The sequence below is a fragment of the Brucella sp. NBRC 12953 genome, from assembly GCF_040369775.1.
Taxonomy (GTDB): domain Bacteria; phylum Pseudomonadota; class Alphaproteobacteria; order Rhizobiales; family Rhizobiaceae; genus Brucella; species Brucella pseudogrignonensis.
Genome location: NZ_BAABSV010000007.1, coordinates 69,912 through 84,540 on the forward strand (window position 1 = coordinate 69,912; position 14,629 = coordinate 84,540).

A 14,629-nucleotide genomic window follows, 5' to 3' on the forward strand; every position below is an offset into this window, starting at 1 on the left:
AATGAAAGAAATTTCATTCAAGCCATCAGGCGATCGGGCTTTGCGATCATAGCGGTCGTTCGCATCCCACTCACTCCAAGCGCAATCTGTCTGGTTTACCGCCACATACTGCGCATTCGCGCCCCAACATCAACTCTGACCTGCCGCGTGCTGCGCTCTGCACTTGACGCTGAGAGTTTGGGCCAACTTGTCAGCTCAAAGAGCGGCAACAGAGGCTTTGGGATAAAACGCGTTCTTGACGCATAGACATGCCGATCCCCTTGCGTGTTCTGCCCATAGGTGAAGAAGCGTTGCGGAGTGATAAGGCTCAGGCTATCGCGCGCCCGTGTCATCCCGACATAGAGCAGCCGCCGCTCTTCTTCGAGTTCGGCCGTCGTTCCGGCACCGAGATCCGAGGGTATACACCCATCCACCACATTGAGCATGAAAACCGAACGCCATTCCTGTCCCTTGGAGGAGTGGATGGTTGACAGGATGAGATAATCCTCGTCGAGCAACGGGACGCCCGCCTGATCGCTGGTGGCATCGGGTGGGTCAAGGGTCAATTCGGTCAGAAACCGCTCGCGATTGGGATAGCCGCCGGCAATCTGCTCAAGCTGAAGAAGATCCGACTTGCGGGTCTCAGCATCCTCATGACGACGTTCAAGATGCGGCTCATACCACAGACGCACCTGACCGATTTCCCCAGGCCAACCGCCTTCTGACTTGCGCAGGCCGGAAAGCATCGAGACAAAGGCGGGCCAGTCGTCGCCCGCCTTGGGCGGTGGCGGAATTTCAGCGAGAGATAATAACGGTTCCGGGTCAGCGGCAATCGTATCCAGTATTTTGCCGGCTGTCTGCGGACCAATACCCGGAAGCATTTGCAGCAGCCGAAAGCCCGCCACGCGATCCCGTGGGTTCTGCGCAAAGCGGATCGCCGCCAGCAGGTCCTTGACATGCGCGCTATCGAGGAATTTCAGCCCACCGAATTTGACAAAAGGGATGTTGCGTCGCGTCAGTTCAATTTCAAGCGCGCCACTATGGCTTGATGTCCTGAACAATACGGCCTGTTGCTTGAGCGTGATACCGACCTCGCGATTGGCCAACACCTGCTCGACAATATAATGGGCCTGGTCAGTTTCGTCCCTGACGGTGACGAGCAAGGGACGCTGCTCCGAGCGACGATCCGTCCACAGGTTCTTGGTGAACCGCTCGCGTGCAAGGTCTATCACTCCATTGGCCGCGGCCAGAATGGGCTGGGTGGAGCGGTAATTGCGATCGAGTGTGATGATGTCTGCCGGCGTTGGCGCGAAGGCTTTGGGAAAATCCAGAATATTTCGTATCGTCGCCGCCCGAAAAGAATAGATCGATTGCGCGTCATCCCCGACAACAGTCAGGCCCTGTCCATCAGGCTTGAGTGACAGAAGAATAGAAGCCTGCAGCCGATTGGTATCCTGATACTCATCAACAAGAACATGATCGAAACGCCCGCCAATATCCTGCGCGAGCTGGGGATCAGACATCATCTGCGCCCAATAAAGCAGAAGATCGTCATAATCGAGCACGTTCTGTGCCTGTTTGGCATCCACATAAGCGGCAAACAACTGCCTGAGTTCTTCTTCCCAGCCAATCGCCCAGGGATAGGCTGAATTCAGGATCTCGCCGATGGTGCTTTCAGCGTTAACCACACGGGAATAGATCGCAAGGCAGGTGCCCTTGGTGGGAAAACGGCTTTCTGTTTTCGACAGGCCCAGTTCGTGCCGAACCAGATTCATCAGATCGGCACTGTCTTCGCGATCATGAATTGTGAAATCCACATGCAGGCCGATCTGTTCAGCATAGATCCGCAACAGCCGCGCCCCGATGCCGTGAAAGGTCCCGGCCCAGTGCAGCGCATCCCGCATGATGGCTGCATTCTCACCGAGCACCTGCCGACAGATCCGTTGCACCCGTCGGCCCATTTCGGAAGCCGCCCGGCGCGAAAAAGTCATCAGCAAGATCCGCCTGGAATCCGCCCCCTTGACGATTAAATGGGCAACCCGATGCGCCAATGTATTGGTCTTGCCTGAGCCAGCGCCGGCAATCACCAAAAGCGGACGGCTGACACCAGCCTCCCCCACGCCATATTCCACCGCTTCCCGTTGCCGGTCGTTGAGCTTTTCCAGGTAAGCTGTCATCTGTCCCCGTCGTAAACAAAAATTTCCTGCTGGCGGCCTTCCGGATATCCCCTTGAAACCCTTGCAGGATTCATTCGAACACCGCGCAAAAGCTGTGATCTCGCCGATCCAGACCCGATTGACTCGTGAAAGCAATCGGAACAAATAGGGAACTTATCAGCTTTTACTGAAGCTGCAAACCCCTGCGAGGACCCGTATCGAATGCCCGAGATCGCCGCCAACCCCGTTATTGCAGAACTGCGGTCGCGCATTGAGCGGCTGGAGGGCGGGAATGGGCGACAGCGGCAGGTCCTGCCTTTCGGTCTGCCCGCGCTCGACAGCAAACTGCCGAACGGTGGCCTGGCCCTCGGTTGCCTGCATGAGGTGGCGGGCAGTGGCAATGGTGCGGTGGATGGTGCTGCGGCCGCCTTGTTTACGGCGGGAAAGGGCATGACGAGGGAAGTTGCAATCCGCTTCGTAACGGAAGCTATTGAGCAAGGCAGACTTGTACCTGGTGCTGTACAGTTTACCACCATTCAAGCGCTGGGATAATACCTTCAAAGCGGGTGCAAAGCTGGAAAGCTTCAAGCGCTTCGTCTTCGAGGATCGGCACATAGTCAACGCTCTGATAGTCGAGACCTGCGGAAACCGAATGACCTTCGAGAATCTGGCCATCTTCGTTCTGCAGCAGATAGGTGCGGTTGCCATGCAAAACGCCGGGGCTGCCCACACTCATCGAGGCACAATGCTCAACGCCATCAAGACCGCGATCGCCAGCTTCAACACCCACACTCTTGACCGATGCGTCGTCCAGGAACGGATGGAACAGCCCAATTGCGTTCGATCCGCCGGCGACGGCAGCAACGATCACATCCGGCAAACGGCCTTCCTGTTCAAGAATTTGCTTACGCGCTTCGACGCCATTGACCGACAGGAAAACCCGGCAACCTTATAACAAAATTAAAGTTACGATGCCGTTCAAAAACCAGACTCACGCAAAAACTTGCAAAACATTGTAATTAATGGTGTGTCGGCGCGACCTGCAAGTGTGATGATAGAAGTGGCTCGTTTCATCTGAACGGTTTTAGGCGTTTTGTTCAATTGATTTCCGCTTAATGATGCCTTTCAAAATTATTGTGTAAGCACGTCTTCACGGAGCTGAGGGCAGGGTTTTTCTTGAGGCCGAACACGATGAATAGCCTTTCCCGCAAGGACCATAATCAACTCTATCTAACAAAGCGGAACCTTGCGCTGATCAACCAATCTTGCGTTTACGGCACCAACCGATCCACTCTTACAATCATGATATCCCGCATGTGAACGTTACGTCCAGCTATAGACCGGCTAGCGGTGTTGACGCACCGACAAACTCAGAGTCTAGCCTTGAAAAAATAGCTTTGGTGATATAGGTTACAAGTCAATTACTATCCGTTATCATCAGGAGTATCTCGATGTCTTCTACTCAAGGCATTCGCGTCTATGATAGCGCCGAGTTCACTCAGGAATTCGCAACCGAACTGAACCCTGTACCAATCAAAAAGATATCCAGGACGAAGAGACTTAGCCTTAAAGACAAGGAGGCTTCCAAGGAACGTGCTGCTGCATTCCGTGCAAAGGTCCGCAGATCGATGGCCCGAACTGAAAAGTCGAAACCGAAAATCGATGACGATGAAATGATGGTAGTCCTCGTCGATACACCTGACAGAGCTCTGCGCGAAACGATACGCGATATTGTTGAACATGTACCAGCTATCGTAGAAGCACGACAAAGCAAACTTTCTGAAGAAGCTATTGAGGCCCTCGTATCTGTTTACATGCGCGCGCCGGCAAATGCTGAGGTTGAACGCATGCTGTATGACAGCAATGCAAAGGCCAGAGCGCAGTTTCTTGAGACGTGGCCAGTTCTATCCAGCAAGGATGTAGCAGCGATGGCCGGGCATGGTTCGAAGAACCGGAGTATGACAGCCTCGCGCTGGAAAGCGAAAAACAAGGTGTTTTCAATCAGGCACCGCAGCACGGATTATTTTCCTGCTTTCCAGTTTGAGGAGGGTAAACCGCTTGAAGCTGTTGCGAAGGTTCTCGAACTTTTGGGGAGACAGAAGTCCGGCTGGCAACTGGCGTTCTGGTTTACCTCCCACAATGGCTGGCTGTCAGGCAAACGACCTGTCGATCTGTTGAAAGCCAATGATGCAATAGCGTCGGCAGCAGCCCAAGAGGCGGAGAAAATCATCGGATGATTTCTTCGCCCCCGTCTCCGTTTCCCGCCTCCAATTCGCACGGAAGAGAGGCGGGGACACAATATCATCGCGTTCACAATCAAAAATTCAATAGTCGCTCTTTCAATCCAGGGCTGGGACGTCAGAGTCGTTTTGCCCCGATATTTATTGGCGAAACACCAATCCCAACACAGTATCTTGCAACCGGTTACGAATGTGCAGTTCACGAAACGATCTTTCACGATGTCCCTTTCGATGAGCCAACAAAGACAGTTGGCGTCGACAACATTAAGCCGCTCGCCCACTCGATAGTCGAGTTGAAACGAGACCTCAATTTGGTACCGTTGTTCGCACCGGATCTGGCGAAATGGAATTTGAGTAGGGCGGACCTTATAGACACAACAGCCTCTCATTATCATGTTACTGCTGAATGGGCATTGGCTGTTCATCAGAACAGAACAGACGCCGATGGCTTGATATGGACGTCAAAGCGGTGTGATCCACAACTGGCACTGATGCTGTTTGGTGATCGTGTCTCAGAGGACGATTTCATCGCGATCAAAACAGTCGATATTTATACCAACGTTTCCGAAATGCGGGACATCCACACTTTTGCCGAGCGGGTAGATATTACGCTCGTTTTATAGCGCTCTTTCCACCAAGCGCTTTGGCATAAATGACGACGCCCCTGCTCACGCTGTCAAACGAAATGTTCGACCTTTACGGAGCGCCACGGCGGGGCAACAGTCTTAAATGAGTGTTTAGTCAACAAATATAACGCGAGCGCACAATCAGATCGACAAGAACGTATCGCATTGTGGGCGGCAACCACAGAAGTGCTAAATTTCTTCAAAAATATTAAAGCTTCTCCATTTCCAACAGGCTATTTTCTACAGCCGCGATGTTTAGTCGGAGAGCAGCAATATCATTGCGCATTGCCTTTCCAGGCAATGTACCGCTTTCCACGCGGTCTGCCCAAGCCACGCAATATGACCGATCCCTGCCTGCATCTTGACGAGATTCGAATGAAGGCACGGGATTTCCGCTATAATATCTGCAAAGATCCGCTGAACAGTCTCCAGGTTTCTGACGCGCTGCCCTGGCCATGTTAAGGATAATGAAGCGAAAGCCACGCCTTCGATGAGCGAAACCTGCTACAGGGTTTTCATGATTTCCGCTGACCGTCCCGATTTGTCCGCTACCGTACCAACCCTCTCGCGGCTGTTGCGCCAAGCTCTTTTGCGCGGCAAAATCCGCTGAAATCTGGGGCATAGGCGGTGCCGCAACCTGTTTTCACGTTAACGCTGTACGATGTCTGGTGATGAAGGTTAAAACCTCCATGCACCCCCTCTTGTTTAGCGCTCACTTTCGTGCTTTCTGGTTGTCGGGTTTGAGTGTTTGCAACCGGCCTGTCACGGACAGGGCGATCGGATGCTGCGCTTGATTGGGCGTGCCTCGGGAGAGGCATTTTCGCATGATGAGGGTCATGCGAAGAAAAATTTGGGGCTGGGATGAAATCTTCTTGTTATTCGATGCGTCGCAGCCTTGCGGCGCGAAGCGCGACACTTCTTGGAACAACCGCGCTGACTGCCATTCTTGCAATCAACCCATTGCCGGCGTCGGCCCAGCTTGCCTGGGACGGGACCAATATCACCGCGGGCGCCGACGGCGGGGCCGGCACATGGTCTGCTGGCGCGGCCACCAACTGGGTTGATACCAATGGCAACAATATTGCCTGGATCAATGGCGGTGATGCGGTGTTCGGCGATTTTCCCGGCTCGTCGGGCGCGGTACAAGTGGTTGGCACTGTCGGGGCGAGCTCGCTGACCTTCAACCGCAACACCTATCCCATCTATAGCTTGTATGGTGGAACCGTGCTGGGTGTGGGCGTAGCCGGCACCGAGCTTTATGCCAATGGGTCGCTTGATGTTTCAACAAATCTTGCAGGCGGTGACTGGATAAAGACCGGCACCGGCAATATCCGCTTTCTATCAGCAAATACTTATACCGGCACCACCTATATCAATCAGGGTGCGATCGCGATCAGCAATGCCAACGCGCTGGGAAGCGCTGCGAACGGTACGATCGTCGCATCCGGCGCGGCGCTGATCTTCAACGGAAGTTTCACGGTCGCCAATGAAGCCTTGACCCTTTCGGGCACCGGGATGGGCAGCGGGGCGCTGACAAACAATGTCTCAAAATCGGTCTGGGGCGGTTCGGTCACGCTCGCAGCGGACACGCTGATCAGTGCCTCCGGCGCTGATCAGAGCCTCTCGCTGACAGGCGCGGTCGACAGTGGCGGGCATACACTGACCTTCAATATCGGCTCCAATGCCAACGGTATGATCTCCGGCATCATGTCAGGATCCGGCGCTCTGAGCAAAGCGGGCACCGGGACATTGACACTGAGCGGCGCCAACAGCTTTACCGGCGCCACGACAATTCTCGGCGGCACGCTCCTCTTGGGAGCGCAGGATGTTTTGGCGCAATCATCGACGGTTCAATTCTTGAATGGCGCCTTGGATTTCAACGGTTTCAATCAGACGATCAAGGGATTATCCAGCAGCACCAGTGCGGCCAGTGTGTCGCTGGGCGCGGCCGCTCTTACCGTCAATAATGCTGGTAATTTCAGCTATTATGGCAGCATTTCCGGAACCGGAAGTCTCACCAAATCAGGTGCCGGAATTTTGACATTGGGCGGTGTGACAAATTACACCGGTTCAACGACAATCGATGGCGGTCTTTTGCGGATGGGCGTTGCAAACGCCATCGCGCAGTCGGCAGGCGTTGCGCTTAACAGCGGCACTTTCGATTTGGCCGGCTATAATCAGACAGTCGGCACTCTGAGCGGCAGCACCGGAACCAGCGTGACTTTGGGAACTGCCACGCTGACAGTAGATAACAGCACAAACAGCAGTTTCTGGGGTGGCATTTCCGGAAGCGGCGGCCTGACAAAAACCGGATCCGGCCTGTTGGACCTGCGCGCTACCAACAGCTATTCAGGAACAACTGCTGTGACCGGCGGCACGCTCAGAGTAGGCCCGGGTGCTTCCATCGCCAATTCTTCAGCCATATCGATAAGCAATGGCGGCCAACTTAATTTGAGTGCAACCAACGCTCTCTCCTCAAACGCTGCCGTCAGCCTGAACGGTACCGGTTCCCAGATTGGACTCGCCGCCGATCAACAGATCGGATCACTCGCCGGCACAGCCGGCACGTCGATTTATGTCGATCAAGGGGTGACACTGACGACCGGAACCAGCAATACCAGCTCGGTCTTTTCCGGCAATTTCGGTAGCAATGGCCAGGGAAATCTGGTCAAGATCGGTAGCGGCGGCCTGACCTTGTCCGCTACCAACAACTATAGCGGCAGCACCACTGTCCAGGCTGGATCGCTGATCGTCAATGGCTCCATTGCCGCCTCCTCTCTCACCACAGTCGAAGCCGGTGCCGCCTTGGGTGGCGGTGGCCGGGTTGGAACCACCCTTGTCAAAGACGGTGGCACGCTTGCTGCGGGCGCACCGGTCGGCACGCTGCATATCAATGGTGACCTGACACTCGAGCAGGGGAGCCGGATCGCCTATGAAGCCGGCGTGCCGGGCGTAGACTATTTCACGCCGGGTAATTCCGACAGCCTTTCAGTCGACGGAAACCTCGTTTTGAATGGCGCCAAGCTCAATATCACGGACGCTGGCGGCTTTGGCCCCGGTCTGTACCGCATCTTTGATTACAGCGGCAGCCTGACACTGTCCAATGGCGGCCTGTCAATTAACCAGGCACCAGCTGGCGCGCCACTCACCCTTCAATATCTGACCGCCGCCAAACAGATCAATCTCATCAATGTCGGCAACCAGACGCTTGGGTTCTGGAATGCCAATGGCGCTGCAAGCCCCACGCAATTGGGCGGCGGAAGCGGGACCTGGTCGACAGTCTCAGCGGTCTGGAGCGATGAAAACGGCACACTGACCGCTCCGATGCAGCCACAACCCGGCTTTGCAATATTCGGCGGCAATGCGGGTATAGTGACGATCGACAATAGCGCGGGTCCTGTCCAGGCGACAGGGATGCAGTTCGCCTCCGATGGATACCGGATGACCGGCGATGCCTTGACGCTCATCGCAGACGCGGACCATCCGGCACCCGTTGAAATACGAGTGGGCGACGGCAGTGCGGCAAGCGGATCCTATGTCGCAAGCATCGACAATGCGATTACCGGCAGCGACGGGCTCAACAAGACCGGCGCCGGCACGCTTGTGCTGAACGGAGCCAATGTCTATTCCGGCGGCACGACAGTGTCGGCAGGCAGGCTTTCAGTTTCCTCCGACGCAAATCTCGGCGCAGTCAATGGCAGCCTGACCTTCTCAGGCGGTGTGCTCGAACTGGGTTCCTCCTTCGATCTTTCGACCGGGCGTTCGGTGCAGCTGGGGGCAGCGGGTGGAACCATCGACACCAATGGTTTCAATTCGACCCTTCGTCGCGATATCACCGGCAATGGCGAGCTGGTCAAATCCGGTGCGGGCACGCTGACACTGACTGGCATGAACAGTTTTACCGGCAAGACGCAAATTGATGCGGGCGGAACGCTGGCTCTGGCAGGTCAGGGCCGGATCAATGCCTCCAGCGGTGTCGAAGTCAATGGCACGCTCGATATCTCAGCCGCCGCATCCGCGCAGATCAAGACATTGTCTGGCAGTGGATCGGTTGTTCTTGGCTCCAATTATCTGGGCATAACACAAGCCGCAGGGGTGTTTTCAGGCGCAATCACCGGCGCTGGCGGCGTGATGGTGACCGGCGGCAACCAGGTTCTGACCGGCAGCAGCACATTCTCCGGCACATTGGGGATCTCTGAAGGCGTTGAGGTCCGCATCGGCAATGGTGGCAGCGCCGGATCAATCACCGGCGACATAAACAATTGGGGCACATTGGTGTTCGATCGTTCCGACGCTCTGAGCTATGGCGGGACGATCACCGGTGCCAAGGGCACGCTCGGGGTCACCGGCGGCGGAACTTTGACGCTGACTGGCGCCAACAGCTACAATGGCAACACCATCATCGATCAGGCAACATTGATGATCGGCAATGGTGGGACAGGCGGACGTCTGGGCTATGGCAATACGATTTTTGCCGGTACCGGCGCTCTGGTTTTCAATCGTAACAACAGCTACTCCTATGGAGGGGCGCTGATTGGCAACGGCACTATCAAGCAGATCGGCAGCGGCACCACCATCCTTGCCGGTGACCTGACGCAATTTACCGGACAAACCGAGGTTTCGGCCGGCACGTTGCAGCTCAAAAGCCTTCCCAACGGCGACATGGCGGTGGCAAGCGCGGCGACAATCGATTTCGCCTTGATAAAGGATGCAGTCTATCAGGGCGCAGTGACCGGCAACGGCTTGCTGCGCAAGTCGACCAATTCCCTGCTGACACTCTCCGGCGACAATAGCGGTTTTATGGGCAGAACCCAGGTGGATGCCGGCACTCTGGTCATTACAGGAACATTTGGCGGCGATTACCGTGTCGGAACCGGTGCTGTGCTGATGGCTGACGGGATCATGAAGGGCGGTCTGAGCGTCGGGTCCGGCGGCTTATTGGGCGGAACCGGTGTTCTGGGCGATCTGACCATTGAAAAGGGCGGCGTTCATGCGCCGGGCCATTCCCCCGGCACCCAGACCATCGACGGGGATTATATCAACCATGGCACCTTGCTGGTGGATGTGACACCTGACGTCTCCGACAGGCTGATCGTCAACGGTGCGGTCGATATTTCAGGCGCAACGCTCAGCCTGTTGCTGTCGCCCGCCACAGCCGAGAACTGGAACCCGCTCAACGGTCCTTACACCCTCATCGCAAATCAGGGCAGCGACGCCGTTCTGGGGCGATTTTCCACGGTCAGCAAGAACCTGATCTTCCTCAACGAGACGCTCGATTATGCCGGCGGCGATGGCAATGATGTCACCTTGCAGCTCAAGCGCAATGATGTGGGCTTCGACGATGTCGCAGCCACCCGCAACCAGCGCAACACGGCGCGCGCGATCGCATCGCTGCCTTCCGGACACGCTGTGTGGAACGCCATCGCATTGCAGCCTGACGATCAAGCGGCACGGGCAGCCTTTGACGCGCTTTCAGGCGAAATCCACGCTTCGGCAAAATCCGGCCTGATCAATGATAGCCATTTCCTGCGCGATGCCATCAATGATCGCCTGCGGGCAGCTTTTTCCACGACTGGGGTCAAACCCGAATCCGCGACGACCACCAATCTCGCAGCCTGGGGCCAGGCGCTTGGCTCCTGGGGGCGTTTCAACGGCAATGACAACGCGGCCGCGTTCGACACCTCGACCGGCGGCTTCGTGACCGGGCTCGATACACAACTCGGTGAAGCATCCCGTCTCGGACTGGTCGCCGGATACAGCCATCTGAGCATGCATGCGAAAGACCGCAGCTCTTCGGCTTCCGCGGAAAACTGGCATCTCGGCCTTTATGGCGGCAGCCAGTTTGACGCGCTCAGTCTGCGTGCCGGCGCAGCCTACAGCTTCAGTGCGCTTGAGACGAGCCGTTATGTGGGCATCCCGGGTCTCACCGATTTCCATGATGCCGATTACAATGCATCGACCTTTCAGATCTTCGGCGAACTGGGCTACCGCATCGACACCAGCGTCGCGGTGTTCGAACCCTTCGCCAACCTCGCCTATGTCAAGCTGCATACCGATGGCTTCAGCGAGACCGGCGGGGCTGCAGCGCTGTCAGCAGGCAGCAGTTCGACCGAAACCACCTTCACCACCATCGGCTTGCGCAGCGCAAGCGACTTCACGCTCAATCAGCTCGCCGGCAGTGTGAACGGCATGGTCGGCTGGCGTCATGCCTATGGCGACCTCGACCCGATCACCCGTCTTTCTTTCGAAGGATCAGACAGTTTTCAGATGACAGGCGTGGCGATCGGCAAGAACGCAGCTATGCTTGAACTCGGCTTCGATCTTAACCTCGCTCCCAATACAACATGGGGTGCTGCCTATCGGGGTCAATTCCTGGAAGGGGCGCTCGAGAACGGCTTCAATACCAAACTCGCTGTCAAATTTTAGTGAGACGATGATGAGGCGGCGATGGCAATCGCCGTCTCATCAATGCGCGCGCTGCTATCGGCAAGCCCCTTGGTCATGCCAACAGAACTGACTGCGTGATCGCTTGAGCCATTTTCAACAGCAATCCTTTGTATTGACACCTCTTCGGCCATGCGAAGCGGATAGGGACTATTCACCTTTTTAAACGAAGCGCAGCGTTCATCGGTCAACGGTGCAATTCCCTCCGCTAAACTTTTACCTATAATTTGCCGGCTTAATATTTCTCCGTAGGAGTTGGTATACCCTATAGATTGATGCTCTGTATTGTAAGTACAACCCCTGATTTCAGAAAGTACATCACAGCCATGCAATCGACACTTTCTCTCCATGATTATGATTTGACGCTTCGAGATCTCAACGCCCTCTGCCGGGAGGCTTTCAATCGGGACAGCGTCAATTTTGACAGCGATTTCTTTGCGCTCGGTGCCGACTCCCTGACCTTGGTGGAAATTCAGCTGCTCATCGAAGACAGGTTCGGCATATCGGTCGATTGGCCCGACATATTGCGCTGCCGCAGTGTCTCTTCGCTGGCTTATTTTCTCTGCTCGCAAAACTATCAGGATGAGGCAGCGCCTAAACAAGCTGCATTGGAGGGCGTGACATTCTACTACCGCATCATCGGTAAGCTTACCGCCAATAGCGTCCCCAAGCTGATCATCGGCGGCGGCTTTCAGGACATGTATTCGCTCCCGCATCTTGAAAGCCTGCTGGCTTCAGACGGTCCACTCATTTTCGTTGACGTTCCAGGAACAGGCGCTGCAGACGACATGCCACAGGATGCGAGCTTTCCTTTCCTTGCAGCCTGCATCCATAAAATTCTTGAGGTCGAGACCCTCCAAAAAATCAATCTGATCGGTATCTCCTACGGCGGCTTGATCGCGCTTGAATTTTCATACCACTGGCCACAAAAAATTGCCCATATGATCCTGATTGGGGTTGCTGAAACCCATCCGCCCGCGACCAGAAGAAAGCTCGATCACGCGCTGAGCCTGCTGCAATCGGGCGCCAGAGAACAGGCCGTCGTTGAGATTGTCGAAAGCCTGATGTGCATGGACCAAACCAAAGAGGTGCAACTGCGCGACGATCTCTACAAATTGCTGAAAACCGCTTTGATGTCCTATGCTCAAACACAGCAATCGCGCTTCGAAGCCCTGCGCAAACGGATGACGGAGCGCGCACCGAGGACCACGCCGGTCAAGCTTGCCGCACCGACGCTGTTTGTGACCGGCGAACATGATACCATCACTTTGCCGGAGGATATTGCGGTCTGCGCAGCGCTGTTTGAAACCGCCAGCTTCTACACGATTTCCGAAGCCGACCATCTCGTCTTTATCGAACGACCAACGGAACTCGCCGAAGTGATCATTCGTTTTGTCCATCAAATGGACTTCACGCAAGCCTCCTATCTCACAAGGTTTCACCTGCTTCATGAAACCGCGCTTGCCTGATCGCCAAGCCGATCGAAGAGCCCAAAACTCAAAGCAGCAGCAAGGCGCCCATCCAGCGCCTCGCTCTCGGCCAAGGCGGGACCGACGTCTCGGATATCCGTGTCCGATCGGCCGGATTCAACGGCCTGTGATCTGTCGGCGCGCCCCCAAGGATCAAAGGTCACACGGGCATTGGTGCCCCTGCAGTGACAGGATTTGATCTCAACTAACAGGGCGCTGCGAGCCGGTGAGACACGTTTTTGACGACGGTATAGTGATGCAGCCCTTCCGCACCGCCTTCACGGCCGAGTCCGCTCTCCTTCACACCACCAAAAGGCGTTTCCGCGACAGAGGCTTCCAGCGTGTTGATCGAGACATTGCCTGCTTCAAGGCCCGACATCAGTCGATCGACATTGTCAGCAGAACGCGCAAAACCATAGGCTGCCAGACCAAAAGGCAACGCATTGGCTTTGGCAATGGCTGCCTCAACCGAAGCAACCGGGTTGATCAGAGCCAGCGGGCCAAACGGCTCCTCCGACATCGCCCGCGCATCATCGGACAGTTCCGCCAATGCGGTCGGCGCAAAGAAATATCCGTTATTGTTCAACCGCTCTCCTCCAAACAGCAGTTTGGCACCCTTGACCTTCGCATCCTCGACCAGCATTGCCAAGGCCTCCAGGCGGCGGGCATTGGCAACCGGCCCCATGTCGACGCCTTCCACCATCCCATTGCCGACGCGGATCGACTGAGCCGTTTCGACAAAGGCCGCCGTAAAGCGCTCATAAAGCGCTTCGTGAACAAAGAACCGGGTCGGCGAGGTGCAGACCTGACCGGAATTGCGATACTTGCGGCGTGCCGAGGCGATGCCGGCTGCTACCGGATCCGCATCCTCGCAGACAATCACCGGCGCGTGGCCACCAAGCTCCATCAATGCAGGCTTCATGTGACGCGCGGCAATCTCCGTCAGATGCTTGCCGACGCTCGTCGATCCGGTAAAGGCAATCGCCCGGATCTCTGGGCGTGGGATCAGAAAACCGGAAATATCGGCCGGTATCCCGAATACCAGATTAAGCACGCCGGCAGGCAGTCCGGCATCCACCAGCGCCCGGGCAATATGACTGACCGCCGTTGGTGTTTCCTCCGAGGCTTTCAATACCACCGAACACCCGGCGGCGAGCGCGCCCGCAATTTTGCGTGCCGGCTGGCTCATCGGAAAATTCCACGGCGCGAATGCCGCGACAGGACCGATCGGCTCATGCAGCACGATATAACGAATGCCCGGCGCGCTCGGCACCACCCGTCCGTAAAAGCGAACACATTCACCGGCATCCCACTCGAAGAACTCACAGCCTCGGATCACCTCGAGCCTCGCCTCGCTCAGTGGCTTTCCATTCTCCAAGGTAATCGAACGGGCAATCTCTTCCTGCCGGGCACGCATCAGCGAGGCTGCCTTGAGCAGGATGGCGGCGCGCCCTGCAGGCGCGGTGTTTCGCCAGATCTGGTAACCGCTCCAGGCTGCAGCAACCGCTGCATCCAGATCCGCAGGCTCGGCAATTGCAACCTGGCCGATCTCCGTCTCGTCGGCCGGATTGATGATAGGAAGCGTGTTGTTGGTCTTGCGCCATTCGCCGCCTATGAAAAGCTGCACGTGGGTTTTTTGCATCACAAAGCCTCTGCGATCTAGAAATTCGGGGCCGGGGCCCAATCAGTCATGGGGAACAATGCGTCGCTTTCAT

The 14,629-nt window shown here is 56.1% G+C and carries 7 protein-coding genes and 2 pseudogenes; 5 read left to right on the forward strand and 4 right to left on the reverse strand.

The window, feature by feature from the left end:
* Positions 1 to 95: 95 nt before the first annotated feature.
* Positions 96 to 2,156 carry an ATP-dependent helicase gene (locus ABWV94_RS17140; protein ID WP_353414633.1) on the reverse strand — a complete coding sequence of 687 codons (2,061 nt, stop codon included), beginning with the start codon at positions 2,154 to 2,156 and terminating at the stop codon, positions 96 to 98.
* A gap of 201 nt (positions 2,157 to 2,357) precedes the next feature.
* Here ABWV94_RS17140 and ABWV94_RS17145 point away from each other — a divergent pair.
* Positions 2,358 to 2,579 (forward strand): annotated as a pseudogene (locus tag ABWV94_RS17145) (damage-inducible protein); the annotation flags it as partial.
* A gap of 91 nt (positions 2,580 to 2,670) precedes the next feature.
* Here ABWV94_RS17145 and ABWV94_RS17150 read toward each other — a convergent pair.
* Positions 2,671 to 3,078: pseudogene (locus ABWV94_RS17150) on the reverse strand (tryptophan synthase subunit beta); the annotation flags it as partial.
* 508 nt (positions 3,079 to 3,586) lie between these two features.
* Between ABWV94_RS17150 and ABWV94_RS17155 the strand changes: the two are divergent.
* From ABWV94_RS17155 to ABWV94_RS17165, 3 genes are all read left to right on the forward strand, one after another.
* Positions 3,587 to 4,372 (forward strand): hypothetical protein, encoded by a 786-nt coding sequence (locus tag ABWV94_RS17155; protein ID WP_353414635.1) that lies wholly within the window; start codon positions 3,587 to 3,589, stop codon positions 4,370 to 4,372.
* Complete coding sequence (locus ABWV94_RS17160; RefSeq protein ID WP_353414637.1) at positions 4,369 to 4,998, forward strand: RES family NAD+ phosphorylase; 630 nt, start codon at positions 4,369 to 4,371, stop codon at positions 4,996 to 4,998. The genes ABWV94_RS17155 and ABWV94_RS17160 overlap by 4 nt, the downstream gene beginning before the upstream one ends.
* An 864-nt stretch (positions 4,999 to 5,862) precedes the next feature.
* Complete coding sequence (locus tag ABWV94_RS17165; RefSeq protein WP_353414639.1) at positions 5,863 to 11,427, forward strand: autotransporter domain-containing protein; 5,565 nt, start codon at positions 5,863 to 5,865, stop codon at positions 11,425 to 11,427.
* Here the strand turns inward: ABWV94_RS17165 and ABWV94_RS17170 are convergent.
* Entirely contained in the window at positions 11,424 to 11,636 is a 213-nt protein-coding gene (locus tag ABWV94_RS17170) for a hypothetical protein (protein WP_353414641.1), read from the reverse strand. The two genes, ABWV94_RS17165 and ABWV94_RS17170, sit on opposite strands and share 4 nt — an antisense overlap.
* A 168-nt stretch (positions 11,637 to 11,804) precedes the next feature.
* Here ABWV94_RS17170 and ABWV94_RS17175 point away from each other — a divergent pair, with 168 nt between their 5' ends.
* The gene (locus ABWV94_RS17175) at positions 11,805 to 12,914 is read left to right on the forward strand and encodes an alpha/beta fold hydrolase (protein WP_353414643.1); all 1,110 of its coding nucleotides are present in this window, start codon (positions 11,805 to 11,807) and stop codon (positions 12,912 to 12,914) included.
* 205 nt (positions 12,915 to 13,119) lie between these two features.
* Here ABWV94_RS17175 and ABWV94_RS17180 read toward each other — a convergent pair whose 3' ends face one another.
* On the reverse strand, positions 13,120 to 14,556 hold the full coding sequence (locus ABWV94_RS17180; protein ID WP_353414645.1) for an NAD-dependent succinate-semialdehyde dehydrogenase: 1,437 nt from the start codon (positions 14,554 to 14,556) through the stop codon (positions 13,120 to 13,122).
* Positions 14,557 to 14,629: the final 73 nt, after the last annotated feature.